This is a genomic window from Photobacterium sanctipauli (genome assembly GCF_003026495.1).
GTDB lineage: Bacteria > Pseudomonadota > Gammaproteobacteria > Enterobacterales > Vibrionaceae > Photobacterium > Photobacterium sanctipauli.
Genome location: NZ_PYMA01000001.1, coordinates 527,800 through 552,792, shown reverse-complemented (window position 1 = coordinate 552,792; position 24,993 = coordinate 527,800). Strand labels below are relative to the sequence as shown.

The window sequence follows — 24,993 nt, the reverse complement described above, 5'->3', positions numbered from 1 at the left end:
TGTCACGGTTGGGTTTGGTTTGATACGTATCATCCTTGTATTAATACAACTATGAGCTGCATTTGCAGCGCTTTTGAATTTAATCGTTAATTACAGGTGAGATAGCGATGTACAAATTAGGTAATGTCATTCAGAACTATGCTTGGGGCAGTAAAACAGCAATGAATGCACTGTTCGGTATCAACAACTCGGACGGTTTACCGCAGGCTGAATTGTGGATGGGGGCACACCCAAATGGGTGTTCTCGTATTATCAATGATGGCGAAAGCCAGTTACTTTCAGCCTATATCGAACAAGCGCCAGAGCAGGTGTTAGGCCGCTATACTCAAGACCGATTTGGCGAGCTGCCTTTCTTGATGAAAATCTTGTCGGCGGATAAGCCTCTGTCTATTCAGGTTCACCCTGAAAAATCAAAGGCAATACAAGGATTTATTCGTGAGAATGAGGCAGGTATTCCGCTAGATTCACCTGAGCGTAATTATAAAGATCCAAACCATAAGCCAGAGATGGTGTACGCCCTCACTAACTACAAGGCAATGAACGGTTTTCGCGTGATTTCTGAGATGGTCGAGCTGTTCGAGCAGTCTGGCTGCAGAGTGCTAAAGCAAGATGTGGAAGAACTTAAGGCGTATCCAACCCCAATCCAGCTAGGCATGTTTTTCCGCCGTGTTATTTCGCTGACTGGTGAAGAGAAAACCTTGGCCATTTCCCAACTAATGTCGGGTATCGATAACAAAGGGACCAGTGGTAAGGCGCGTGAAGCGTTTGAACTGATTGCCGAGTGTGCCAAAGACTACCCTGATGATGTCGGTTTGTTTGCCCCCTTGATGCTGAATGTGATTGAACTGGCAGCGGGCGAGGCCATGTACTTGGATGCGGAAACACCGCATGCCTATGTGAAAGGGACTGGCGTTGAAATCATGGCGAGCTCAGACAACGTGCTCCGTGCTGGCCTTACTCCGAAGTACATGGATGTGGAAGAGCTGCTGAAAAATACCCGCTTCGAACCTATTCCTTATGATTTCTTACGGCTAAAGCCTCAGGTACAAGGCCATAAAGAGCGTTACTTGGTACCAGTTGACGATTTCCGCTTTGAGGTATTAACCCTGTCGGCAACCAAGCATACCGAGTATGTGCGCAGCGCTGAAATTGTCATGTGTTTGCAAGGCGAAATTACGATTGAAACGGCTGACTCAACCTTGGTGCTAAAAACGGGTGAATCAGCCCTGATCCCTGAAAGCAGTGCGACCTATAGCTATTCAGGTATTGGTAAAGCCGTGCGTGCTTTTAACTAGTACTCGAGTATTCGCGGCTCGTTAAACAAAGGCGGTTACCCGATTCCCCCTAGGGTAGCGGGCAGATCAAAAAGAGCCTCATTTGAGGCTCTTTTTCTACCTAGAACGAGAAGCTAGAAATCGAGCAGCTCCTTACCAATGCCGTCGACAATTTCCAGGATACTCAGCTGTGATTCCCGGCGGTAGGGTGAGATGCCGTCCACTTGCTCTTCAAGCTCGATATTCAGGTGGGATATTTGATCCAGTGTCGACCCCTTATGGCTAATAGCCAGTACTTTCAGCCCTTTGCGCTTGGCATTGTGCGCCATATCGATCACCGCTTGGGTTTCCCCCGATTTGCTGACCAGCAAGACCGTGCCTTGCTCCGCGCGGGTCAGCTGGTGGACGTCGGTGATCACCAAGTGGGGGATATTGGCTAACGACAAAAAACGCGACAGGTAGGTAACACTGACAATCGACGCGCCTCGCGAGTAGAGGTATACCACCGGTGAGCTGTTCAATGTTTTGGCTATCCCACTGATTTGTTGGGTTTGATCATCGTTAGTGACCAAACTGGTGGTTTGTTTTTGCAGGTCATCGAACAAGCGGTACCTAAGTTCGGTATAGCTGGCATAGCCCATTTTCTTGCAAACGCGGTTTACTGACGTCGTTGTAGTTAACGCCTTGTTTGCTATGGTTTTTGCTGAAATGGTGCCGAGATCACGAGCATGGCTGATCAGGTACTCGTAGATGACACGTTCGATGCCTTTAAAGGTGTTCATCGCATACACTTAAATAGGTAATGAATGTGTCATATTAGGCGCGAAATTAGCGATTTTTTCCTTGATAACTATCACAAAAGTACCGTCATACGTGGGTTGTACTACGAAACAGTATAGAGATACTTGGCTGCTCAATATACTGACTGCAGTTTATAAAGATAACGGTGAACAACCATGAGTAAGAAAAAGCTTGTTGCAGTGACCGCTTGCCCTACCGGCATTGCACATACTTTTATGGCGGCGAAGAAGATTCAGAGCTGGGCCGAAAAGCAGGGGTATGAAGTTAAGGTTGAAACCCAAGGCAGCGACGGCGTGAAGAATAAGCTGACTGCCCATGACATCGCGACGGCTGACGGCGTGGTGCTGGCAGTGGATGTGCCAATCATGGACATGGAGCGCTTCGATAATGCCAACCCGCTGAAAGTTCGCACGCAAGAGTTGATCAAGCGTGTTGATGAGCTGCTGCCGACTGTTTTCTCTCGTGGTAAAGAAAAAACGGACACCGTAGACGTGGTTGAAGAAAAACGTTCAGCTTATCAAGTGGCGATTGGCCATATCATGACGGGTATCAGCTACATGCTGCCGGTTGTGGTACTGGGCGGCTTGTTGATGGCCGTTGCCAAGATCACCGGTGAGTTCATTGATATCTCCGGCACGCCAATTGAAACCCTAGACAAGCTCGGTTTCATGACAATCAAGTTCATGTACCCGATTTTTGCCGCTTACTTGGCGTATTCCATTGCCGGTAAACCCGCGCTGATCCCTGCCTTTATCGGCGGCATCATGAGTGATGAAGTCTACAAGCGCTTCTTCGGGCTCGAAGAATGGGCGCCATCAGGCTTCTTCGGTGCCATTGCCATCGGTTTCTTGGTGGGTTACTTGGTACGTTACCTCAATAATACTATCAAGGTGAAATCGGAGCTGACCACGTTAAAAACCATGTTGCTGGTACCGGCTGTCACCGGTGTTGTCATGGTCCTGACCATGGAATATGCCATCAACCCGTTCTTTGGTGCGCTTAACCTAGCGATGATTGACCTGTTTACCCAGGCCGGTGATGCAGGACGTGGTATTTACTCCATGGTGATTGCCGCGGGTACTGCGTTTGACCTTGGTGGCCCAATCAACAAAGCCGCTGGCTCGGTTGCCCTTGGCCTTAACGGTATGGGCGAAGGCTTCGATTTGGTTGCACGTGAGCTGGGTATTGTTATCCCGCCTATCGGCGTGGGCTTGGCCGCAATGCTCGACGGTAAGTTCCGCAAACCGGTGTTCTCAAGCGAAGAGCGCACCGTGGGTAAAACCTCGCTGATGCTTGGCTTGATCGGTATTTCCGAAGGTGCAATCCCATTCATCCTTAAGAACCCTAAGATGATCCCTATCATGATTCTTGGCTCCATCATCGGTACCCAGCTGGCTGTGGTATTGGATGTATGGCAGAGCCTGCCGCTTCCTGCGGTATGGGGTTGGTTCCTATCATCAGATCCAGTGAGCTACACCATCTCGGTGATTGCTGGTTCGGCGTTCATCGCAGTGGCATTGCTGCTATGTACTAAGCCAGTTGGCCAAAAGGCCAGTGCTTAATTCCACCACTCGGGCGGCGATGGCCGCCCTCCCAATGAAATAAAGATTGAGAGTTTCCACATGGCTAAAGTGCATGTCATTCCCCACACCCACTGGGATCGCGAGTGGTATTTCACTCAGCAAGACAGCGATGTCTTGGCTACTTATAACTTCACTAAAGTAATCGAAACGTTAGAAAACCAGCAGGATTACAGCTGTTACCACCTAGATGGTCAGTCAGCCATCGTTGAAGATTACCTGAAGGTGCTACCGCATATGCGTGAGCGCATGGCTAAACTGGTTGCCGATAAAAAGCTGTTTATTGGTCCTTGGTACACCCAAACAGATACCTACAATGTTGCGGGTGAGTCGATTATCCGTAACTTGAAATACGGAATGCACATTGCCGAGGAGCTAGGCCACAGCATGAAGGTGGGCTACCTGCCGGATACTTTCGGTCATAATGCTCAAATGCCAACCTTGTTTAAGGGCATGGGAATCGACAATATCGTGTTCTGGCGCGGTATTGACTACGACGATCAAGTCGAGAAATCCCACTTCTTCTGGCAGTCTGCGGGCGGCGATCAGATCTACGCTTACAACCTGGTCCACGGCTATGGTGCGGCGAAGAATATCGTGCCGGATGCCGATCATCTGGATAAGAAAATCTTCCCGATGATCGAGAAAATCAAATCCCTTTCTGGTCTGGATGAAGTGCTTATTCCGTCGGGTGGCGATCAGGTCAACATCGACCCTAATTTGCCAGCCACCTTGGCTGCTGCGAGCGAGCGTTCGCCGCAGGGTGATGTGTATGCGATTTCGTCGATGGAGAGCTTTGTTGATTTTCTACGAGGTAACAGCGAAGGCTTCGAGACCTACCTAGGCGAATTCAAAGCCCCTCGTTACACCCGTATCCATAAGACCATCGGCTCGGTGCGTTACGACATCAAGAAACTGAACTTCGAGATTGAGCAGTTCTTGCTGAAGAAGCTTGAAGTGGTGATTGCCATCGCTAAGGCGCAAGGTATTACCGTACATACCGAGCTGGTTGACATTGCTTGGAAGAAGATCTTGGAATGTCATGCCCACGATAGCATGGGTGGCTGTAACAGTGATGCGACCAATGCCGATATCATGCACCGCCTTAAGCAGGCAGAGGAAATCTGCCATGGCTTGTACAACTTGGTAGTGAAAGAAATTGCGACCAATGCTTGTGATGATAACGAGGTGATGATCTTCAATGGTCAGATCCAGCCATACAGTGGTTTGGTCAAGGTTGTGGCGTTCTCAAAAAGTGCGAACGTGGCACTGACGGACGGTGAGACGGTGCTTAAGTCTGAGGTGATCAAGCGTGAAACCTTGGATGGTGGCAAGGTGATTGAAGTCACCAAAGATGGCGAGAAGGAAGTGGCTGTACCGCCGTACTACCGCTTTGAACTTAATGTTGAAGTCGATGCACTTCCAGCCATGGGCTACCAGGTATTCCAGTTGGTAGGTGCTGAAACCGATTCTCAAGCCTCGAGCGAGCAAATCAGTAGCCATATGTCGGCGACGGCGCAAACGACCATCGAAAACTCAGCGTTGAAATTGAGCTTGGTCGATGGCCAGCTGCTGCTCGAAGACAAGCAATCTGGACGTGTGATTTCTCAGTTGCTGTCGTTTGAAGAGCAGGCCGATGATGGCGACTCATATGACTTCTCGCCACTGGAGGGCGATAGCCCAATCTTGAGTGGTGACCTCAGCTGGCAAGCGACAAGTGTGGGTGAACTGCAACAGTCGATGACAGTGCGCGCCGCCGTGGCCGTACCGGGCGACTTGCAAGCCCGTGTTGAGGGTGAGCAAAATGCACAGGCAAGCTTTGATGTGACCCTGACGCTACTAGCCGGCAATGCGGCGCTTCAGGTTGATATCGAAACCGTTAACCAGGTTGATGATCACCGTGTACGCGTGCTGATCAACTCCGATCTACAAACTGGTGAATCTATCAGTACCCAGCCGTTTGCACTCATGACACGTCCGGTGGCGCCAAGTATTGAAGGCTGGCGAGAGAAATACCGCGAATGCCCAATCGATATCGAGACCACCGATGGTGCCGTTGCGATTGCCGAGCAAGGCAATGGTGAGTCCAAGGCATTGGTGATTAATGGCCGCGGCCTTAAAGAGTTCCAAATCCTAAAGGGTGAGCACAACGATAAGATTGCCCTTACCCTGTTTAAAGCCACTGGACGCTTGGGTAAGGATGATCTGCTATGGCGCCCGGGCCGTGCATCAGGCATTAACAATACCGTGGTATATACCCCAGATGCCCAGCTGCAGAAGTCCATGGTGTTCAGTTTCTCATTGGCACTGACGGCGAATGCCGACCATGCAACAGTCCGTCAGCTTGAGCGTGAATATCTTGATATGCCGTTTAGCTACCAGAAGCAGAACTTGAACAGCTTCGAAAACCGTTTGGAGCGTTTCCAAGTGCGTTTTGATAAGCGTGACAGTAAGAAGTGCTACAGCTTGTTTGACATTGACCAAGCATTGGAGCTATCGAGTATCGGCCATGCCTTCTACAAAGAAAACTCAGTGATTGTGCGCTTGTTTAACGCCACCGAGCACGAGCAGCTGCTCGACATGACTTCGTTTGCGCATTTTGCCGATGTGGAGCGAGTGAACTACCGCGAGCAACCGCAGGCAGGTGACTGGGTGGTGCAGCCGAATAACAGCATCGATCTTCGTTTGACGTTCAAAATTTAAGTTGGTCTGGGAAATAATCATGATGAACGAAAAAATCTACCGCAAAGTGGCGCACCTTTACGGTGAAGAGCAAGCACAAGCGATTACCACGGACATTCTGGCGTTGGTTGAAAAGTGGCGTGGCAAAGCGCCGCAATACCCACAATGGGTTGATGAAACCACCTCTTACTTAATTACGTATGGCGACAGCTTCCAGCGCGAAGGCGAAGTAACGCTGCAAACCATGAAGCACTTTGCCGATAAGTACCTGAAAGGTGCCATCAGCAATATTCATATTTTGCCGATGTTCCCTTACACTTCGGATGATGGTTTCAGCGTGGTGGACTACCGCCAAGTTGACCCTAACCTGGGTGACTGGAAAGAGCTGAATGCGCTGGCAGATAACTTCGACTTGATGTACGACTGCGTGATTAACCACATCTCGCAAAGCAGCGACTGGTTCCAGCGTTTCCTTGCTGGTGATGAAGCCTACCAGGATTACTTTGTCGTATCAGATCCGGCGCTGGATTACTCAAGTGTGACACGCCCGCGAGCGTTGCCGTTGCTGACGCCATTTACCAAGGCATCGGGCGACGTGGCCCATGTATGGACGACCTTCTCGGATGACCAGATTGATATCAACTTCAAGAGCCCGAAAGTGCTGCTGGAAAGTATCGATATTTTGCTGATGTATGCTGCCAACGGTGGCCGCTCAATCCGCTTGGATGCGATTGGCTTTATTTGGAAGGTATTGAATACCACTTGTATCCACCTGCCGGAAGCCCACGAAATTATTAAGCTGTGGCGCATTGTCATGGATGAGGTGATGCCGGGCTCGCTACTGATCACCGAAACCAACGTACCGCACAAAGAGAATATCTCTTACTTCGGTAATGGCGACGAAGCACACATGGTGTATCAGTTCCCGCTACCACCGCTAACCTTGCATGCTTTCATGAGCGAAAACAGCAGCGTGCTAACCCAGTGGGCGAAAGGGTTAACCGAAGAAGCCATGGCATCGCTGGCTGAAGGGCGCAAGACAACCTACTTTAACTTCCTGGCAAGCCATGATGGTATCGGTGTTCGTCCGACAGAAGGCATCCTGAGCGATGAAGATCGCATGATGATGTGCGAACAGGTTCAGCGTAAGGGCGGACGCGTTAACTTCAAGAACAACAGTGATGGTACCCAGTCGCCTTATGAACTGAACATCAACTACCTGAGCGCGATCACCGAGCCAGAAGATGATGCTGACACCAAGGCGAAGAAGTTCTTGGCGGCGCAATCTATCTTACTGTCGTTTATCGGCGTGCCGGCAATTTACTACCATAGCTTCTTGGGTAGTGAGAATGATATTGCGGGGATGGAGTCATCGGGTATCAATCGCCGCATCAACCGCGAGAAGTTTGATATCGATAGCCTTGAAACCGAGCTTGCGCTACCAGGCAGCTTGCGCCAACAAGTTTACGGGGAAATGATCCGCTTGCTTGAACTGCGCCAGCAGCACAAAGCCTTCTCTCCGGCGTCGGCTCAGAAAGTGCTCGAGCTTGGCAATGGCCTGTTTGGCCTTGTGCGTGGTGAAGGTGAAGCGGCGGTGACCTTGGTTGTTAACTTGTCATCACAACCACAGGCGACGGCATCGCTAGCGGGCTTTGATTTGGTCTCGCAGCAATCGCTTGAGGCAGGTTTTGCCCTGCAACCTTATCAGTTTGTTTGGTTGACACAGCAATAGGAAATCACAATGAAACTTGCACAACTTACTTCAGAAAACCTTATTTTACTTGATGCTGTGTTTGATGATCGTCTTGCGGCGATCAATGCCCTGACTGACAAGCTGGAGCTCACCGGCAAGCTGACCGATAAGCAACGATTCCTTGATGCGGTATTGAAGCGCGAGGAAGAGGGGCCTACGGCATTGGGTGAATACCTGGCTGTTCCTCATGGTAAATCTGACGCGGTGACCGAGCCGGTGTTTGCTTGCGCTTTCGTTAAAGACGAACTGATGTGGCAAGGCCTGGACGGTGACGAGCCAGTCAACATGATCTTCCTGCTGGCTATTCCGCCTGCACAAGCAGGCTCTACCCACATGGAAGTGCTAACGACGCTAACCTCGTCGTTGGTGGATGATGACTTCCGTGATGAGCTGCTTAAAGCTAAAACGGCGAAAGAAGTCATGAAGATGTTTGGTGCCGAGGAAGAAGAGCTTGAGCAAGCCTCTTCAGTGGCTGCATCTGAGCAAGAACAACTGGAAGATGAAGCCGGTAAGGACATCAGCAAAATGGCCTACCCATTGGTGCTTGGCGCCGGGGTATTGATTTCAGCGTTTTTGTTCTTGTTGCTTTAGATTAAACAATCAAAACCAGCTGAACTACCGCTAAGGTAGATGATCAGATAAAAGGGTGTGGACTTCAGTCCACACCCTTTTTTTGGTTTTACACTTAGCGATTGCGAGCCAAGCTGACTACCTTATTGTGTATTGTTTTAACCGTCATCGTTGAACTAGTTCTTCCCCTTGTTCGCCATTGGTTATGAGAGCGGGGTTGTTAAAACAAGGGGAAGTTAGATGGGGTTGGTTTGTTGAAAATTGAAGGTAGGTGTCAGGTAGTTGGGGTTGGTGGTGAGATGTGGTGGATTTAACCCCTCCCGGCCTTGAAAAGGGGAGGAGCAAGAGCTAGTACAAAGCGCGCACTTAACGTGAGCAGCTTTTTTGTTTATCGAATCTTGTTATGTGTTCGTTTAACCCGGAGCCCAGAACTTAGGCAGTATTTAGCTAATAAAATAGCCTAAATATATATTTTATATTTTATGTTTTACCCGCTACCGCTGGTGGCGGCTGTTTATATAAAGTCTTTGAAAAACAAGCATATTGCCTAACTAAATAGCAAAAGATTTAATGGCGGATTATTCCTTTTAATCTTGGGCCATTCATGGGTACTTTCCGTCACTTAGCATCATACGCTTTGCTAATACTCACGCCTTTTATCTCCGGTTACGCCGTGGCGAAAGTTGCTAGTTTTGCCGATAAACCCGCTAGCCATTTTAATGAAACGTTACCGGCCCAAGGTGCTTTCGTGCAGGGGGTGGATAGCAGCTATATTGCTTTTGAAGCCGAAAAATATCATCGCATTATCCGCCACCATGGCGATAACGATGGCTTTAATGTTGTTGGCATCAATGAATTTACTTCGGATTTTGATTCGGATGTGCTGCCGGAGATCAGCGAGTTTCCGGCATCCGGTGATAGCGCTTTGTTGGCCGATATACGCTACAACACCAATGAGAAGCGCTCAACGGTTGAGTACGACCTTGTGTTCAATACGCCGGGGACTTATCGATTCTATTTCCGCAGCTCAATGTTCGAAAGAGGAGGCACAGACTCCTACGGTGGCGAAGACTCCTTCTATATCTCGGCAGAATTTGGAGGCGAGCCCACCAAACAGTTGGGTTCGCGCTTTCCCCAAGATAGCGATATCGAGTCGAGCCCGCTGAGTAACCCACAGGAAGGAAAGTTCTTTTGGTACGGTATTAATAACCACTTTGTCGTGACCGAAGAAGATGTGGGTGAGACGCTCACTTTCAAAGTTCAAGATCGGGAGAAGGGGATGACGCTCGACCGATTTGTATTTAGCTTAAACCATGGTCTTGATGTTGAAGAAGAGGGCAAGGACGGAGACGGGAATGAGCTTGACCAACTTGAGAACTCAGTGGGCAATGTGGCGCCAGAAGGCAGTTATGTTTATCCGATGAATTATGCTCCCCATAACGAGAGCGAGAATGAAATCATACTTCGTGAGCGGGAATTGCAGGCCGTGTACGATGATTACTTTGCCTATCTAGCCCAGCAAAATGCTGCCGGTAATGCGTCACAACTGATTGATGAGTTTATTGATAAAATTAATAAGCAAAGTGATGCCAAGAGCGCTTTGCGCACTTTGGTGATGCTAACCACAGAAAGTGCTTATTACCCAGAGTGGAAGACGGAAGTCATCACTCGCTTTCGCCAAGAAGGGGAAAAAGCAAGGCTGTATGCTCAGCAGATCATTGAACAAAGCGATGGTAGCATCAACGATTTAAAGCAAGTTACACCTATCCGCTTCTATACGGATTATGCTTGGGGGCTATACATGCTTGATGCCTTCGATAACGGCACCCCAGAAGCTGAGGCGTTCAAACAAAACTTGGAAACCTTCATCTCGACGTACATTGAAGGAACCGAGCCCTATTATGACAATGCTTATTACACCACGGGGTACAATAAAGAAGTCTTTGCCATGGATGTGGCCTCAACCATTAGTCTTCTATACCAAGACAGTCCACGCTTTCCAAAAGTCAAAGAGGCCTTTGAAGCCTTCTGGGAAAATGTCACCCAGATGTCTTATGACGGCGATAACTCTCCCCATTATGACGCGAATACCGGCTTTCATATTATTTTGAACATTGCCCTTCGCCACGGCTTTGAAGCTGATGTCGCCGATTCAGACCACTTGCTGCGCATGATGGATCGTATGGCGCGAACCGTGATGAGTAGCGGGCAGTCGGCCAAGTGGGGCAAGTCGATGGAGACGATTTCCGAGGGCCAGATAAGGATATCGGCTGGTGGCAGTTTGCCGTGGGATTTGAAAATGGGGTATCGCTTGTGGCAGAACCCATTCTACCTATATGTGGCAAGAAAGTATGAGGCATTTTATCGCCAGCAGCACGGCAAGATAGCAGCGAACGCGTATGAGGCTGACTTATGGCCGCTGGGCATTGATGCGACGGATGTGGTGCTGGCCGAGCCTGCGCCGGTTGATGTTCCATCTAGGGCGACACAGAGAATCACTTCTTGCTGTGCATACGATGGTTTGTTGCTGAACAGGGGAGATACTGAATATGTCGATGTCCAAGATAAGCTGGTGCTCTCGACGGGGCATCATCCCCGCGCCCCTTATTTGCTGATGGACTTAAGCTATACCCAGCATAAGGCAGCGTCGGATCATCGTACCGGCCTTGATGCTTATAACTTCAATGGGGCACATACTGTCACGAGGATGAAGCGCTGGGCGGAAGCCAACAAAAATAACGGTATATACATCAATCCGACTGCCTATCGTTACCCAAGTGCGCCCTACACGTCTAAAGAGGTGTCAGCCCCGGGGGATAAAGAGCAGTTTTACCAAGTAATGGGCTATAAACCCTCGCACGGTTATGTGGTCGAGAGTTACGGCGCGATGGCGATGGGTAAAAACGCGGCTTACGGTTATGTCGATTATCGTCGCCACCAATACAGCGGCGTAGAAGCAAAGCGCCAAGTCGTGTTGTTGCACAATGGTATTGCGGTGGTATCCGATACGATTTCGGCGACAACCACTTATTGGGGGAGCCATAATGGTGGGGCTATCTACCAGGTATTGCCACAGTTTAAAGCGGCGAAGGGTGACAATTGGGTGTTATTACGGGGGCAGCAGCGAATGTTGCCGCACCCACTGCCTCTTGAGGAGAAGCTAGGCAGCGATACCTTAATTGTATTTGCTTCAACCCCAGAAGATAGCGATATCACGTTAACCAATAACCATTTTGATCCTGAAAAAAGGGAGTGGTTTAGTGCTTATAAGCCCTTACAGCCTGGACAAAAGTTCACCCTGATCTCGTTGGTGATCCCTTTGCTAAACGCAAATGATGTTGAATCCTTCGCTGACGGGATTGATGTTGAACAGATAAATGAAACCGACTCGATTATCCGCATCCCTTATAGCAAGCAGAAGGTGATTCAGGTTACGTTTGATGAACAGCAAGGGGCAAGCTACGAGTTGGTTAATATCGAAACTAATGCAATTTGAATGGGTTTGAATGGCAATAAAAATCCGGACGTATTTTGGGGAACTAATAATTAATATACCAATCAGAATATACGGATAAATAATGGCGATGCTATTATGAAACTGCTTGAGGTTAAAGTTCATAATAGCATGTCATTATGGTTATTTATTCTGTGACCAAACTTCCACATGAACCTTCATACATCAAATGTATGACCATACCTTTTACCTCCCTTTCATCGCCTTTTATAGTGACCTCGAAACAAAATACCACTATTTAAAATAGGCTTAATAATGAAAAAACACGCCCTGATCTGTGCTGCTTTATTAGCAAGTACGGCTTATCCTACATTTGCCGGCGAGACAAAGTTAGACGTTCGTTTGGGTTACAACACCACTTCTGAAAATAAAGATAGCCGCGTAAAGTTTATGCACACCTTTGATAATGGCTTTTATTTCAGTGCGGAAGCAGCCCAGATCCACAACGACAGTTACTTTGGCGGTAATGATTCAAACGATGAAGATAAAAACGGCCTAAAAGCGGCTGCGCAAGAGTTTGAAGCAACCTATAAGTTCCAGATTAACGACAGCACTTACTGGTCACCGGGTTTGGTATTGGTGACTGCGCCAAACTGGACGGAATACCGTCCATATTTGAAACTGGGTACGAGCTTTGACAATGGCTTGTCTGTAACGGGTCGTTACCGCTACAACTGGTCGAACGATGCCAATGGCAAAACCTACCTAGACGGCAGTGGTAACACTCGCGGCTCTTCAAACCAGTTCGACATTTGGTTCTCCAAATCAGTGGGTGATGTTGGCCTGATGTATAACCCGCGCTACCGTTTCCAAGACGGAGTTGATCAGGGTACTGGCCGTGACGATTACTGGGAGCACACTGTCATGGTGAACTACAAGTTGAACGACACTTGGACGCCATACATGGAATTGGTATCGCTGGATGAAACCTATGTTAATTCAAATGGTGAGCGTGAGAATGACTACGCTATCCGTTTCGGTTTTGTCATGAACCTTTAATTTCCGCTGCCGTACAGTAAACACTGGTAACTTCATTATTTATCCATCAATTTTATTTAAGTGAAAATTGATAATAAATAAGCACCGAACTTAATTTAAGCATCACCTCTTTTACATGAGGTATTTCCAACTGTACGTGGAATTCATTCATATTCTGCCGGGTGAAAGCTCGGCAGTTATTTCTCATACCTGAAATAAAAGAGCAAATTAAATATGTTTAAATTGTCGAATGTTATCCAGAATTATGCTTGGGGCAGTAAAACAGCAATGAATGCGTTGTTTGGTATTAATAACCCAGGCAATTTACCACAGGCCGAATTATGGATGGGAGCACATCCCAATGGTTGCTCTCAGATCAGTAACCAAGGCGAAAGCCAATTGCTTTCAACCTACATAGACCAGTCACCAGAGCATATCCTGGGACGCTATACCCAAGCGCGATATGGCGAATTACCTTTCTTAATGAAAGTGCTGTCGGCGGATAAGCCATTGTCTATTCAGGTTCACCCTGAAAAATCAAAGGCGATGCAGGGCTTTGCGCGTGAAAACGAGGCGGGTATTCCGTTAGATGCGCCAGAGCGCAATTACAAAGATCCAAACCACAAGCCGGAGATGGTTTACGCCCTAACCAATTACAAGGCGATGAACGGCTTTCGCGTTATTTCTGAAATGGTCGAGCTGTTCGAACAATCTGGCTGTATCGCTCTCAAGCAAGATGTCGAAGAGCTGAAGGCATACCCAACACCCATCCAACTCGGGATGTTTTTCCGCCGGTTTATCTCTTTGTCGGGTGATGAGAAAACATTGGCGATTTCACAATTGATGACGGGTATCGACAACAAGGGCGCGAGCGGTAAGGCGCGCGAAGCTTTTGGATTGATAGCTGAATTTGCGCAGGAGTACCCTGATGATGTGGGCTTGTTCGCGCCGCTGATGCTGAATGTGATTGAGCTGACCGCCGGCGAGGCGATGTTTCTCGATGCAGAAACCCCCCATGCCTACATTAAGGGAACAGGCATTGAAATCATGGCGAGTTCAGACAACGTGTTGCGTGCTGGCTTAACGCCAAAACATATGGATGTCGAAGAGTTATTGAAGAATACCCGTTTTGAGCCAATTCCATACGAATTCTTGAAGCTGAAACCTCAGGTACAAGGGCATAAGGAACGCTACTTGGTGCCTGTCGATGACTTTGGCTTTGAAGTATTGACCCTCACCGAAGACACGCACACTGAATATGTGCGAAGTGCTGAAATTTTGCTGTGCCTGCAAGGCGAACTAACACTAAAGACGGCTGACTCAACACTGACATTGAGAACCGGTGAATCTGCCATGATCCCCGAGTGGTGTGCGACATACCAGTATTCCGGGATAGGTAAAGCTGTCCGGGCATTTAACTAAATGGTTTATCGCGCCCCCCAGCGAAGCCATTGCCCTGAGTAGGGTGCATTAATCGCGAATGACCCGATTAAGCGGCGCCAAAGTACGTTAAATAGGCACTTTGGCGTTTTTGTTTTTTAGCTCACACAATCAGCACAGCAAATGTGAGCTTGGTAGTGGCTAAGTGTGTGGTTTATCGGTAGCTTAATGAGAGTGAGGAAGTGAATAAGGAGAACGCTTATGGAAAAGCCAGCCATTCCCCAAACATTGTTGGATCTTGCCAACGATTACTTTGATGATCAGCAACAAACTGAATCATGGTTTAATACTGAAAACATTGAGCTAGGGCTAGTCACCCCCATCAGTTTATGCGACTCTGCCAAAGGTGTGGAGCAGGTCAGCACATTGCTTGAAAAGCTCAATGCCGATAAGTAGTTAACCCAGTTGGAGCCACATCCGTTGTTAGAGACCAGCAAAGAAGTGATGGGGAATGGGGAAATCCGTTACCGCATGAAAGCCAATGATGGCTCCGGCTATATCCGTACTGTCTATCAGGGAGCGGGCTGTGGCGATAGAGGGGCGTGGCAAAATAGCCATTATCACCTCAGTACACTCGAGACCTATATCGTGCAGTCGGGTTCGATCTTGTTTGCCGAGTTGCACGATGGCGTTCCTGTCGTGAAGCAATATACCTCCGGTGAGATCGTGACAGCCAAAGTTGGCGTACCCCACAATGTATTTGTTCGTCCGGGTACTGACTTGCATACCGTTAAACACGGTGATGTCGTCGCTGATGATTGGCATCCAAGCCCTGAGTTGGATCTTGCCTTGGCGGATCTCGACTAAAAAATTTCGTACTGTCACAAACTCTTGCTGAGTTTGCCTACACTTACCTATGCAGTTATGTCGCAATATACATGGGAGAGTGTAATGAAAAGCAGACTGGCAGCAGGTGCAGTGATCGCGTTGGCTTCTATCTCAACGACCCTATCTACCGCAGCGTGGGCAGAACAAGGCCGAGACGTTGAGTACAAGGTGAATGGCGAAAATTATGAAGGGTACTATATTACCCCTGCCGAGAAAGATGCCCCGCTGATCTTATTGATCCATGATTGGGATGGACTCACCGATTATGAAGTTAAGCGGGCCCAAATGCTGGCTGAGGAAGGTTATGCCGTTTTTGCCGCTGACCTATTCGGAGCTGGGGTTCGCCCAACCGAAATGAAAGACAAGCGCCAGCATACCGGTGAGCTGTATAAAGACCGCCAGAAAATGCGTGATTTAATGGAAGGTGCCATAACGATGGCTGATTCGCTTGGGGCTAATACCGATAATACCGTTGCGATGGGTTACTGTTTCGGCGGGGCTGCGGTACTGGAGCTGGCTCGCTCGGGGGCGGATATGAAGGGTTTTGTTACCTTCCACGGCGGCCTAAAGACCCCTGATGGGCAGGATTACACCAAGTCGAAAGGCAATATCTTGGTCCTTCATGGTGCCGCTGACGCAGCCATTCCGATGGCTGATTTTGCCGGATTATCACAAGAGCTTGAGCAAGCTGGGGTAAGTAACGAGATGATTGTCTACAGTGGTGCCCCCCATGCATTCACTGTGTATGGCTCTAATAATTACCGCCAAGATGCTGACTATAAATCGTGGCAGCGATTCTTAACCTATTTAGATGAAATTTAGTAAAAAGAAAGAGCCCTTTGGCTCTTTCTTTGTATTGGAGTATGGCATAGCTAATTAATACTTAGCCATCAATTGCCCTAACGCTATCTCGCTCTATCAACTCACAACTCAGCTCTAGGTGAATATGGTATTCACGCTTTTCACCAAAGCAGATTTGCCTTTCCAGTATGCGTAGGGCTTCAGCGGGTAGGGGTTCAAAAGGTAGCTTGACTGTAGTCAACTGCGGCTCGATCAAATCAAGCGGCAGAATGCCATCCATGCCAACGATGGAGATGTCTTCAGGGATACGATAACCGTGTTTTTGTAATGCTGACATGGCACCGAGCGCAAGGCCGTCTGTAACGCAAAATAGCGCGCTCACCGGCAGGGTGTCGTGATTAGCCAACCATGCTTCGACAGCGGCTTCAGCGGCATCATCGCTAAAGTTTTCGGCGGTAATATGGTGATTGGGGTTAATCGGCTGCTTGGCATTATACAAGCTATCACGGTAACCGTTTTCACGAAGGTAAATGGTTTGGCGGCCAGAATAGCTAAGCAAGCCAATATTGTGGTGGCCTTTATCCAGTAAGTGATTCACCGCCGCCATCGCACCGTAGCGGTTGCTGACCCCAACCGAGTCAACATTCATGGCCCTGTCCTCACCATTGATCAAGACAGTAGGGATGTGATGATCACTAATGACCGCAAGCAGTTCAGACTGATCTGCCCATACCACTACGATGCCATCGTACTGTTGCTTGTTGAGAAGCTGATGCAACTTTTGCACTGACAGGCGGTTAGCTTCGGTCAAGAATGAGGTTAGCGCGATATTCTGCTCATTGCATGCTTTTTTGATCGACTCTACCAAGGCGTAGGAAATCATATTACCGCTGCGATTCAATATTGCATCGCGGGGAGTAACCAGTAGCAGCTTTTTGCCTGCCAGGGAGGGGGCTTCAACAGCTTTGTTTTTTCTTACTTTATCTAGATACCCCGTTGCCTGCGCGATATCCATAATCTGAGTTTTGACCGGTTGGCTAATGGTTGCCGTCCCGTTTAGCACCCGCGAAACCGTACTGACAGAAACACCTGCCTGCTGTGCAATATCTTTTAAAGTCACGCTGAATCTATTCTCATTATTTGACGTTATTGTCGGCAGTTTACCATGAAAATTAGACTTTTTGCATTGATTGCTCACTTAGTGCAAATTTTGCATTGGCGGGGATGGTTTTATGATGTATCTCCGCCTTTTTGCACTAAAACTAGTCCTTTTATGTGATCGGTCTCACTGGTTTTGGCTGGTTTAATACGGTGTGTGAGACAGTAATCTCGAAATTAAATTGTGCAACAAATGCAAATATTGCACTCAGGCTCTGCGGTTGTAAAATGAAACAACATTTTGATATTGAGTAGTAACGATGCAGAACGCTAGCTGGAAGATAAATCAAGGCGATACCTTGACTCGATTTTTGGTTTCTCAGCCAATACAACGCCGCTTCGGTCAGTTTGAAGATCATGAAACCATGGTTGACCGTGTGCAATATAAGTTCAAGAACGGCTTTGTTGATGTTGGTGATTTACCTTGCCGCAAAGTGTTCTGGCAGTCGATGGCGAACCGGACCGTGAATTTGGCTGATAAGGCCCCGACTGAGCTGGTTTATTTTGCCAATGGTAGCCACAAAGTTGATTTCTCTGGCTTTATTCATATTCCAACCCATGAGCAACGCTGGGCCGAAACCTTGCTGACTGTTGCTGAAGCAGGTGAGTATCGCTTTAGGCTATCTACCTGTGGTGGGGTGCGAATTTGGGTAAATGGCAAGTTGGCTAGCACGTTTACGCCTTTTCAAAGAAATACTGAGCAACAAACGGAAGTGGCTTTGCCTCTGAATGCGGGGACAAACGAAATTGTTGTTCATGCCGAAGAGCTCTATGAGCGCGATACCCAATTCTTATTTGAGCTGACTTCTTTAGATCCGCGTACCATCGATGCGAGCCTAGCCAAGCTTGATAGTGAAAACGTTGCAACGCTTGAGTCCTTTGTCTCGCAGTTGGCATTTGAGATGAATGTTGCCGACCATAAGCTGTACTTTGATTGCGCGAGCCAGCTGCAAGGGCAACTGGATATATCGGGGGTGGTAACCGGGATGTCTAACGAGGAAGAAACCCATGAGCGAGTTTCACCTCAAGTCATTGAGGAAGGTGAAGCACATTTCAGTGTCAACTTACCGACGTCATTGAAACCGGCGCATTATTCTGTGGCATTGACCTTCCTTTGGCAGGGGGTTGAAATCACACGCCACTTTGGCATCAACATCATGCCAGGCGAGAAGGCCCCTTCTAGCATCTCGCTATCTAAGCGAAAAATGGATGCGCTTTACTATACCGCTAATGACGGTATGGATATTACTGGCAAGTTATTGGCATTGTTGGAGCTGGACCAGCACCCCGATAAAGCCGCTTCGATATTGAACCGCACGCTGCAAAAGATCAGTGTGCGCGAAGACTGCTCCGATTTTTGGATGGTCTCTGTGCTTTGGGCTTGGCATAAGCATCGCTATACCCAGCTGCCGGAGAAACTGTGGGATCGGACCCGTTCGTCCATTTTGGGTTATCGCTATTGGCTAGACGAGCCGGGCAACGATTCAATGTGGTTTTGGAGTGAGAACCATGTGCTTTGCTTCCATGTGTCTCAGCTATTAGCAGGACAGTTTTTCCCTCGCGAACAGTTCCTGTGTTCAGGCCGTACTGGTCAGCAGCAACAGAAAATAGCCACCGAGCGCCTGCATTGTTGGTTCGACCATATTCTTGAGCACGGTTTAACTGAGTGGAATTCATCTTGTTACTACCCGATTGACTACATCGGACTATTCGCGCTTTACGAGCTGGCCGAGTGCGCGTCTATTCGTGAGAAGGCGAAAGTCGTGATCGATCGGCTGATGCTAATGGGGGCGCTTCATTATCAGGATGGTGTAGCGGGTGGCACCATGGGCCGGGTATACGAAAAAGAGCTCATGGCGAATGAGATGACAGAACTGGCCGGGTTTGGTCATGTTGCATGGGGTCAGGGTTGGCATACCCGCATGTGTGCATCATTGCCGATGTTTTGCCTCAGCCAGTACCAACCATCGGCATTGACCCATGAAGTGGCAACCTTGACGGGGCGTGAGACGGTGGAAGCTTATTACACTCAGGGGATGGATCGCTGTGCCAAAGTCACGGCATGGAAACAGCAGGGCGTAACGCTGTCATGTGTGGTAGACCACCATACAGGGCAACCGGGGCACCAACAACATGTACTGGATGTTCAATTTGCCCATAACCCGAAAGCGCGCCTTTGGATTAACCACCCGGGCGAGGACGTACCCGGTGGCGATGGCCGACCATCCTACTGGGCGGGTAATGGTATTTTGCCAAGGGTGATGCAGCACCAGCATAGTGCCATGATGGTGTATGACTTGGGCGATGCCCCGCGTTTAGCGTATACCCACCTGTACTTACCTGCGGAAAGTCTTGATGAGATCGTGGTGGATTCACATTGGTGCTTTGTGCGGTCAGGGCAAGCCTATGCGGTCATTGGGGCTTCAAGCCCAATAGAACTGGTGGAAAGCGGCATTACCCGCGGAAGGGAAGTGCGTTGCTATGGGGCTAAGACGGCCTGGCATGTATCGGTTGGTACCTTGAATGGCGACTTCGAGTCAATTATCGAGAAGTGGAAGCAGCAAACGATTGTGCTCAGTGACGAAGGTACAGACTTAACCGCCACTGTGGCCTCTCCACAAGAGCAAACATTCACCCTGTCTTGGTCTGGTGAATGCTATATCAATGATAAGCCATGGTTATTTCCTGAAAATGCCGATGTTAATCCGATTGTAAAATAATGGTAAGCAGTAAAATGAATAACAACCATGTTGAACTTCTTAAGCAGTTGAGTTCTGGTCTGTGTGGATTAAAAGGCATTGGTGACTTTAATCCATGTTCTGAAAATGAGATTAAAATTGAATTCGAAGAGTGGGAGTGGGAAATTGGTGTTGGTATATATGGCTTATACCAATATGCAGACTATACCAACAATAAAAACTTATTTAGCGCACTAGAAAAATGGTTTGAGTACCAAATTAATAAAGGTCTGCCTGAAGCGCAAATAAATACAACCGCACCAATGATCACCTTGGCTTTATTAGCGGAAAAGAGCGATAGACAAGATTGGTATCAATTAATCAGTGATTGGGCAGATTATCTCATTCACTCTTTGCCTCGGGTTTATGACGGTGGATTTCAGCATGTGGTAAAGGAAAGGCTGAATGAAGGGCAGTTGTGGGATGATACGCTCTTTATGACAGGTTTATTTCTTGCCCAAGCCGGGCGGTTGTTAAACCGAAAAGAGCTGATTCATGAAGCCGAGCTGCAGTTTTTAACCCACAGCCAATACCTGGCCGATAAGCAATCGGGCTTATGGTTCCACGGTTGGACCTCAGAGGGGAATCATAATTTTGCCGAGGTATTTTGGGCTCGCGGCAATGCGTGGATAACAGTGGCGATCCCTGAGCTTTTCGCCTTGGTGGGTGAACAAATCAACCCGGCAGTGAAACAGCACCTAACGTCGCTGTTCAGAAGGCAAGTAGATGCCTTGGTGGGTTACCAAAGTGACAACGGCATGTGGCATACGGTACTTGATGATGACAGCTCCCCCCAAGAGTCCTCAGCTGTTGCAGGGTTTGCTTACGGCATGCTGCGAGGCTGCCGGGCAGGGTTGATTGAAGAACCAGAGATGCCGCGGGTAACCCAATCAGGGTTAGCGGCATTAGATGCCGTAATCTCAAGAATTGATAGTAAAGGTATTTTGTTAGAAGCATCAGATGGCACGGCGATGGGCCATGATATTCAATATTATTTTGATATTCCCAATACCCCGGTTCCCTATGGGCAAGCTTTGGCCATGATGTGTATTACTGAGCTAATTCAAGGAGAATGGATTAAATAATAACAGCTCACCCTACAACAACTTATTAAATAATAATTTAAAAAGGCAACGTGATGACAACAACCACACAGAAACGACAAGTAGGATGGAAAAATATAATAGCATGGGGCTCCGGAGATATATTCGGTAGCGGCGCTGGTACTATTATCGGCTTGTGGATGCTTTATTTCTATACTCAAGTCGCTGGTCTTTCACCGATAGAAGCAGGTTTGATTTTTGCAATCGCCAAAGTATGGGATGGTTTTACCGATCCGATTGTGGCTTATATTACGGATAATATAAGAACCCGATTTGGTCGCCGCCGTGTATTTATCCTGTTTGGCGCGCCATTCTTGCTTGTATTCGGGTTAATGTTTATTTCAGGCTTTGGCTTTGGTTATTATCTAGCAACGTATTTATTGTTCAATACAATGAATACGATCGTGATGACACCATACAGCACGCTGCCAAATGAAATGACGGACGATTATCAGACCCGTACCAAAATGAGCAGCTGCCGAATGACATTTGGCCAAATTACGGCTTTTGTTGTTACCTTCATTCCTGGGCTAATCATGGCGCGGGTTACCGATCAGGCTGAAGCCTTCATGTATATCGGTGCGCTATTTGCGGTGCTGTTTACCCTTCCTTGGGTGTTCATCTATCGCTATACGTGGGAGTGCGATCCGGCATCGTTGCCACCTAAAGAAGAGGTTGGCGGCTTCAAAGATACGCTAATTCATCTTTACAAAGAGATGGCAACGACATTCCAACTCAAGGCGTTCCGCTTCCACCTGATGATGTACATCGGCGGTTCAGTAGCACTTGATATTTTCGGCTCGCTATTCATGCACTACATGACCATGGTGATTGGCCTTACCCCAACCCAGGGCGGTACTGCACTGAGTGTGATGACAGCCATGCAGTTTGTCGGTGTAACCTTGTTTACTTGGGTTGCGTTGAAATCGGGCAACTCTAACGCGTTCAAAATCGCCATTGTGTTTATGTTAACTAGCCTTGCGTTCTTTGGCTTGCTCCCAGGACTAGATGGTGAGATGGCGGTATTGGTGCTGGTGGGTGCGGTCATTATGGGCCTGGCTCGCGGTGGTATTTATCTTATTCCTTGGGTGGTGTTCAACTCTATCCCAGATGTGGACGAAGCCCTATCTGGTAAGCGCCGTGCGGGTATCTTCTCTGGTGTGATGACGCTGGGACGCAAGATCTGTCAAGCCACTGCCATGTTGATTGCAAGTATCGGCCTGCAATACCTTGGCTTCGAATCTGGCGCAGAAGTACAAACACTCGACACCATTAATGGTATCTACTGGCTGTTCCTACTGGCACCAACGGTACTGGCATTGCTAGCACTGTACGGGGCAATTCGATTCAAGCTGAACAAGGAAAACCACGAGGTACTAGTTACTGAGGTAAATCGTTTGAAAGCGGGTGGCTCGAAGGAAGATGCACCAGCAGAAGCGAAGCAAGTGGTGGAAATGCTGACTGGCTGGGAATACGAATACATTTGGGGTAATAAGGCCGCAAAAAAGAAGGCTAAAAAAGGCATGTTGGAACCTGCTAATTAAATAGCTTTAACTTTCCAAAAACAGAAAAGGTATAGGGCAGGGTTTCCTGCCCTTTTTTAATCGCATGATGATAATAGTGGGTGTTAATCATGATTAGGTTTGGCTTGGATATTGGTGGAACCAAAATAGAAATTGTTGCCTTCAACGCTGAAGGCGAAAGTATTTATAACCAGAGAATAAAGACACCGGATAATTACCAAAATTTTGTCGCTGCTGTTTACCACTTAGTGTGTGATGCCGAAAAGTATTTAAGCTGCACGGGCAGCGTCGGAATTGGTATTCCTGGCACGATTTGCACCCATACCGGGCTGGTAAAAAATGCCAACTGCACCTTCATTAATGGCCATGATCTAAAAAGTGACTTACAGCAGAAGTTAGATCGTGATGTTTTTATTGCCAACGATGCCAACTGCTTCGCACTTTCTGAAGCGGTTGACGGTGCGGGCAGTGACGGGCAGGTCGTGTTTGGGGTCATCTTGGGGACGGGGTGTGGCGGCGGCTTAGTCGTCAATCAGCAGGTGTTAACTGGCCCCAACGGTATTAGCGGTGAATGGGGGCATAACCCTTTACCTGGTTATAGTGAATCGAGCGACGGGCAAGAGCAGCAGTGTTATTGCGGTAAGCGTAATTGTATCGAACGCTACATTTCAGGTACTGGGCTAGAAATGCAGTACCTGCAACGCTTTGGTCAGGCTTTGCCCGCGGCAGAAATTATTTCGGGTATGCAATCTGGTGAGATGAGCTGCCGGTTGGCCTACTATCAGTTGGTGGATCAAATTGCCCGCAGCTTCGCGACGATCGTCAATATGATTGACCCTGATGTTATTGTCATTGGTGGCGGCTTATCCAATGTTGCTTCGCTGTTTGATGATATTCCCAAACAACTGACGCGCTATGTCATGGATCATGAGTGCCGTACTAAGATTCTACCGGCACAGTATGGTGACAGCAGCGGGGTACGTGGTGCCGCATGGTTACCGGTTTCTAGATAAAGTAATGAAAACGAAGATATGGAATTAACCTCTAAATTACCTCGGCAAAGTATTATGCCGATTACTTTGCTGAGCTTGGTGTTTTTTATTTGGGGGCTGTTAACCTCATTAAATAGTATGCTGGTGCCTTTTTTAAGAGAAGCTTTCTTATTAAATCATGTTGAGTCAATGTACATACAGTTGGCATTTTATATTGCGCCATTTTTAGTGTGTTTGCCAACGGCATACATAATGGGGAAAAAGGGATATGTCAGCGTAATTCAATTGAGCCTAGGGCTATTAACCCTGGGGTGTTTTCTTTTTGTGCCCGCGGCTTCGCTGTTCTCATATCCGCTATTTTTGCTGGCTATTTTTGTATTGGCTTCGGGGATAGCCGCACTGCAAGTTGCAGCAAACCCTTTTGCTGTTTCGCTTGGCTCGGCTGATACGGCTGCATCGAGGTTAACCTTTTGCTCATCGGTGAACTCTGTTGGGACGACATTGGCATCTGCCCTTGGCATGGGGGTATTCATGGCAGCTTTGGTGAGAGGGGCTGAAGAGGCGGTGGGAGCGGTTCAGTTGCCCTATATGGTGATGGGCGGTGGGGCACTGCTATTGGCTGTGTTATTTCGGCTGTTGCCTAAGCAAGCCGATGATAAGAGCACCTTGGCCGATAGCCATTGGCAAGATTTGCTTTCCCACCGTACGTTTGTTTTCGGGGCGTTGGCGATATTTTGCTATGTTGGGGTCGAAGTGGCGTTAGGGACTTTCCTGATCAGTTACCTCACTAGTGGCGAAGTGTTATCGCTAGCTTCATCAAATGCCGGGGTGTTTGTTTCCCTGTATTGGGGCGGCGCATTGATTGGCCGTTTATTTGGCAGCGTTGTTTTGAAGAAGGTCAATGCGACGAAGATCCTCATGCTCAATGCTGTGGTCGCGATCGGGTTGGTGATATCGGCGATTGTGTTTCCCGGCGTCCTTGGCGCTTGGTGCCTGACGTTGGTAGGGTTGTGTAACTCGGTGATGTATCCGGTTATCTTTTCAATGGCGGTAAAAGGGCTAGGCGCATTGGCTGGAAAGGCATCGGCCGTATTGATCATGTGCGGTGTAGGGGGGGGCGCTGTCCCGCTTATCCAAGCATTGTTAGCCGACAGCAGGGGGTTGGTATTGTCCTTTGCTGTGCCAATGATCGGTTATGCCGTGATCCTGTCATTTGCCTTATGCAGCAATAAGCTTGCGATAGCGAAGCGACGTTAAG

General features: G+C 48.2%; 18 protein-coding genes. 16 read left to right on the top strand and 2 right to left on the bottom strand.

The genetic code is table 11. From position 1 onward, the window contains the following. Nucleotides 1–107 precede the first annotated feature (107 nt). A complete protein-coding gene (gene manA / locus C9I98_RS02410) occupies nucleotides 108–1,295 on the top strand; it encodes a mannose-6-phosphate isomerase, class I (RefSeq protein ID WP_036818955.1) in 1,188 nt (395 codons plus the stop codon). Nucleotides 1,296–1,408: 113 nt separating this feature from the next. On the opposite strand, the gene C9I98_RS02405 is transcribed toward manA (C9I98_RS02410), so the two are convergent. Next, entirely contained in the window at nucleotides 1,409–2,056 is a 648-nt protein-coding gene (locus C9I98_RS02405; RefSeq protein WP_036818953.1) for a MurR/RpiR family transcriptional regulator, read from the bottom strand. Nucleotides 2,057–2,230: 174 nt separating this feature from the next. Between C9I98_RS02405 and C9I98_RS02400 the strand changes: the two genes are divergently transcribed. The 10 genes from C9I98_RS02400 to C9I98_RS02355 all read left to right on the top strand — a co-directional run bounded on the left by C9I98_RS02400 (nucleotide 2,231) and on the right by C9I98_RS02355 (nucleotide 16,242). Continuing rightward, complete coding sequence (locus C9I98_RS02400) at nucleotides 2,231–3,637, top strand: PTS fructose transporter subunit IIC (protein ID WP_036818951.1); 1,407 nt, start codon at nucleotides 2,231–2,233, stop codon at nucleotides 3,635–3,637. Nucleotides 3,638–3,697: 60 nt separating this feature from the next. Beyond that, complete coding sequence (locus C9I98_RS02395; RefSeq protein ID WP_036818949.1) at nucleotides 3,698–6,358, top strand: glycoside hydrolase family 38 N-terminal domain-containing protein; 2,661 nt, start codon at nucleotides 3,698–3,700, stop codon at nucleotides 6,356–6,358. A 19-nt stretch (nucleotides 6,359–6,377) separates the two neighbouring features. After that, entirely contained in the window at nucleotides 6,378–8,069 is a 1,692-nt protein-coding gene (locus C9I98_RS02390; protein WP_107271524.1) for a sugar phosphorylase, read from the top strand. A 9-nt stretch (nucleotides 8,070–8,078) separates the two neighbouring features. Then, complete coding sequence (locus C9I98_RS02385; protein WP_107271523.1) at nucleotides 8,079–8,681, top strand: fructose PTS transporter subunit IIA; 603 nt, start codon at nucleotides 8,079–8,081, stop codon at nucleotides 8,679–8,681. Between the two features lie 583 nt (nucleotides 8,682–9,264). Further along, complete coding sequence (locus tag C9I98_RS02380; RefSeq protein ID WP_107271522.1) at nucleotides 9,265–12,156, top strand: hypothetical protein; 2,892 nt, start codon at nucleotides 9,265–9,267, stop codon at nucleotides 12,154–12,156. A gap of 273 nt (nucleotides 12,157–12,429) precedes the next feature. Then, a complete protein-coding gene (locus C9I98_RS02375) occupies nucleotides 12,430–13,173 on the top strand; it encodes an oligogalacturonate-specific porin KdgM family protein (protein ID WP_036829805.1) in 744 nt (247 codons plus the stop codon). A gap of 213 nt (nucleotides 13,174–13,386) precedes the next feature. Further along, entirely contained in the window at nucleotides 13,387–14,574 is a 1,188-nt protein-coding gene (manA, locus tag C9I98_RS02370; protein WP_036819141.1) for a mannose-6-phosphate isomerase, class I, read from the top strand. A 219-nt stretch (nucleotides 14,575–14,793) separates the two neighbouring features. Further along, the gene (locus C9I98_RS02365; protein ID WP_036819144.1) at nucleotides 14,794–14,988 is read left to right on the top strand and encodes an MbcA/ParS/Xre antitoxin family protein; all 195 of its coding nucleotides are present in this window, start codon (nucleotides 14,794–14,796) and stop codon (nucleotides 14,986–14,988) included. Between the two features lie 24 nt (nucleotides 14,989–15,012). Beyond that, nucleotides 15,013–15,399 (top strand): hypothetical protein, encoded by a 387-nt coding sequence (locus C9I98_RS02360; RefSeq protein WP_036819147.1) that lies wholly within the window; start codon nucleotides 15,013–15,015, stop codon nucleotides 15,397–15,399. 84 nt (nucleotides 15,400–15,483) lie between these two features. Continuing rightward, on the top strand, nucleotides 15,484–16,242 hold the full coding sequence (locus C9I98_RS02355) for a dienelactone hydrolase family protein (RefSeq protein WP_036819150.1): 759 nt from the start codon (nucleotides 15,484–15,486) through the stop codon (nucleotides 16,240–16,242). Between the two features lie 61 nt (nucleotides 16,243–16,303). On the opposite strand, the gene C9I98_RS02350 is transcribed toward C9I98_RS02355, so the two are convergent. Further along, the gene (locus C9I98_RS02350) at nucleotides 16,304–17,341 is read right to left on the bottom strand and encodes a LacI family DNA-binding transcriptional regulator (RefSeq protein ID WP_036819152.1); all 1,038 of its coding nucleotides are present in this window, start codon (nucleotides 17,339–17,341) and stop codon (nucleotides 16,304–16,306) included. A gap of 298 nt (nucleotides 17,342–17,639) precedes the next feature. Between C9I98_RS02350 and C9I98_RS02345 the strand changes: the two genes are divergently transcribed. The 5 genes from C9I98_RS02345 (at nucleotide 17,640) to C9I98_RS02325 (ending at nucleotide 24,992) form a co-directional block, all read left to right on the top strand. Then, nucleotides 17,640–20,099, top strand: a complete 2,460-nt coding sequence (locus tag C9I98_RS02345) for a PA14 domain-containing protein (protein ID WP_036819154.1) — start codon at nucleotides 17,640–17,642, stop codon at nucleotides 20,097–20,099. Between the two features lie 14 nt (nucleotides 20,100–20,113). Further along, complete coding sequence (gene bglB, locus C9I98_RS02340; RefSeq protein WP_036819156.1) at nucleotides 20,114–21,202, top strand: beta-galactosidase BglB; 1,089 nt, start codon at nucleotides 20,114–20,116, stop codon at nucleotides 21,200–21,202. Nucleotides 21,203–21,255: 53 nt separating this feature from the next. Beyond that, nucleotides 21,256–22,764 carry an MFS transporter gene (locus C9I98_RS02335; protein WP_107271521.1) on the top strand — a complete coding sequence of 503 codons (1,509 nt, stop codon included), beginning with the start codon at nucleotides 21,256–21,258 and terminating at the stop codon, nucleotides 22,762–22,764. Between the two features lie 92 nt (nucleotides 22,765–22,856). Further along, entirely contained in the window at nucleotides 22,857–23,756 is a 900-nt protein-coding gene (locus C9I98_RS02330; RefSeq protein ID WP_170111206.1) for an ROK family protein, read from the top strand. Between the two features lie 18 nt (nucleotides 23,757–23,774). Beyond that, the gene (locus tag C9I98_RS02325; RefSeq protein WP_081878951.1) at nucleotides 23,775–24,992 is read left to right on the top strand and encodes a sugar MFS transporter; all 1,218 of its coding nucleotides are present in this window, start codon (nucleotides 23,775–23,777) and stop codon (nucleotides 24,990–24,992) included. The last annotated feature ends 1 nt before the right edge of the window (nucleotide 24,993 follow it).

Excerpts from the sequence above, each read along its gene's own strand:
- manA (WP_036818955.1), top strand. The coding sequence starts at position 108 with ATGTACAAATTAGGTAATGTCATTCAGAACTATGCTTGGGGCAGTAAA.
- C9I98_RS02405 (WP_036818953.1), bottom strand. The coding sequence starts at position 2,056 with ATGAACACCTTTAAAGGCATCGAACGTGTCATCTACGAGTACCTGATC.
- C9I98_RS02400 (WP_036818951.1), top strand. The coding sequence starts at position 2,231 with ATGAGTAAGAAAAAGCTTGTTGCAGTGACCGCTTGCCCTACCGGCATT.
- C9I98_RS02395 (WP_036818949.1), top strand. The coding sequence starts at position 3,698 with ATGGCTAAAGTGCATGTCATTCCCCACACCCACTGGGATCGCGAGTGG.
- C9I98_RS02390 (WP_107271524.1), top strand. The coding sequence starts at position 6,378 with ATGATGAACGAAAAAATCTACCGCAAAGTGGCGCACCTTTACGGTGAA.
- C9I98_RS02385 (WP_107271523.1), top strand. The coding sequence starts at position 8,079 with ATGAAACTTGCACAACTTACTTCAGAAAACCTTATTTTACTTGATGCT.
- C9I98_RS02380 (WP_107271522.1), top strand. The coding sequence starts at position 9,265 with ATGGGTACTTTCCGTCACTTAGCATCATACGCTTTGCTAATACTCACG.
- C9I98_RS02375 (WP_036829805.1), top strand. The coding sequence starts at position 12,430 with ATGAAAAAACACGCCCTGATCTGTGCTGCTTTATTAGCAAGTACGGCT.
- manA (WP_036819141.1), top strand. The coding sequence starts at position 13,387 with ATGTTTAAATTGTCGAATGTTATCCAGAATTATGCTTGGGGCAGTAAA.
- C9I98_RS02365 (WP_036819144.1), top strand. The coding sequence starts at position 14,794 with ATGGAAAAGCCAGCCATTCCCCAAACATTGTTGGATCTTGCCAACGAT.
- C9I98_RS02355 (WP_036819150.1), top strand. The coding sequence starts at position 15,484 with ATGAAAAGCAGACTGGCAGCAGGTGCAGTGATCGCGTTGGCTTCTATC.
- C9I98_RS02345 (WP_036819154.1), top strand. The coding sequence starts at position 17,640 with ATGCAGAACGCTAGCTGGAAGATAAATCAAGGCGATACCTTGACTCGA.
- bglB (WP_036819156.1), top strand. The coding sequence starts at position 20,114 with ATGAATAACAACCATGTTGAACTTCTTAAGCAGTTGAGTTCTGGTCTG.
- C9I98_RS02335 (WP_107271521.1), top strand. The coding sequence starts at position 21,256 with ATGACAACAACCACACAGAAACGACAAGTAGGATGGAAAAATATAATA.
- C9I98_RS02325 (WP_081878951.1), top strand. The coding sequence starts at position 23,775 with ATGGAATTAACCTCTAAATTACCTCGGCAAAGTATTATGCCGATTACT.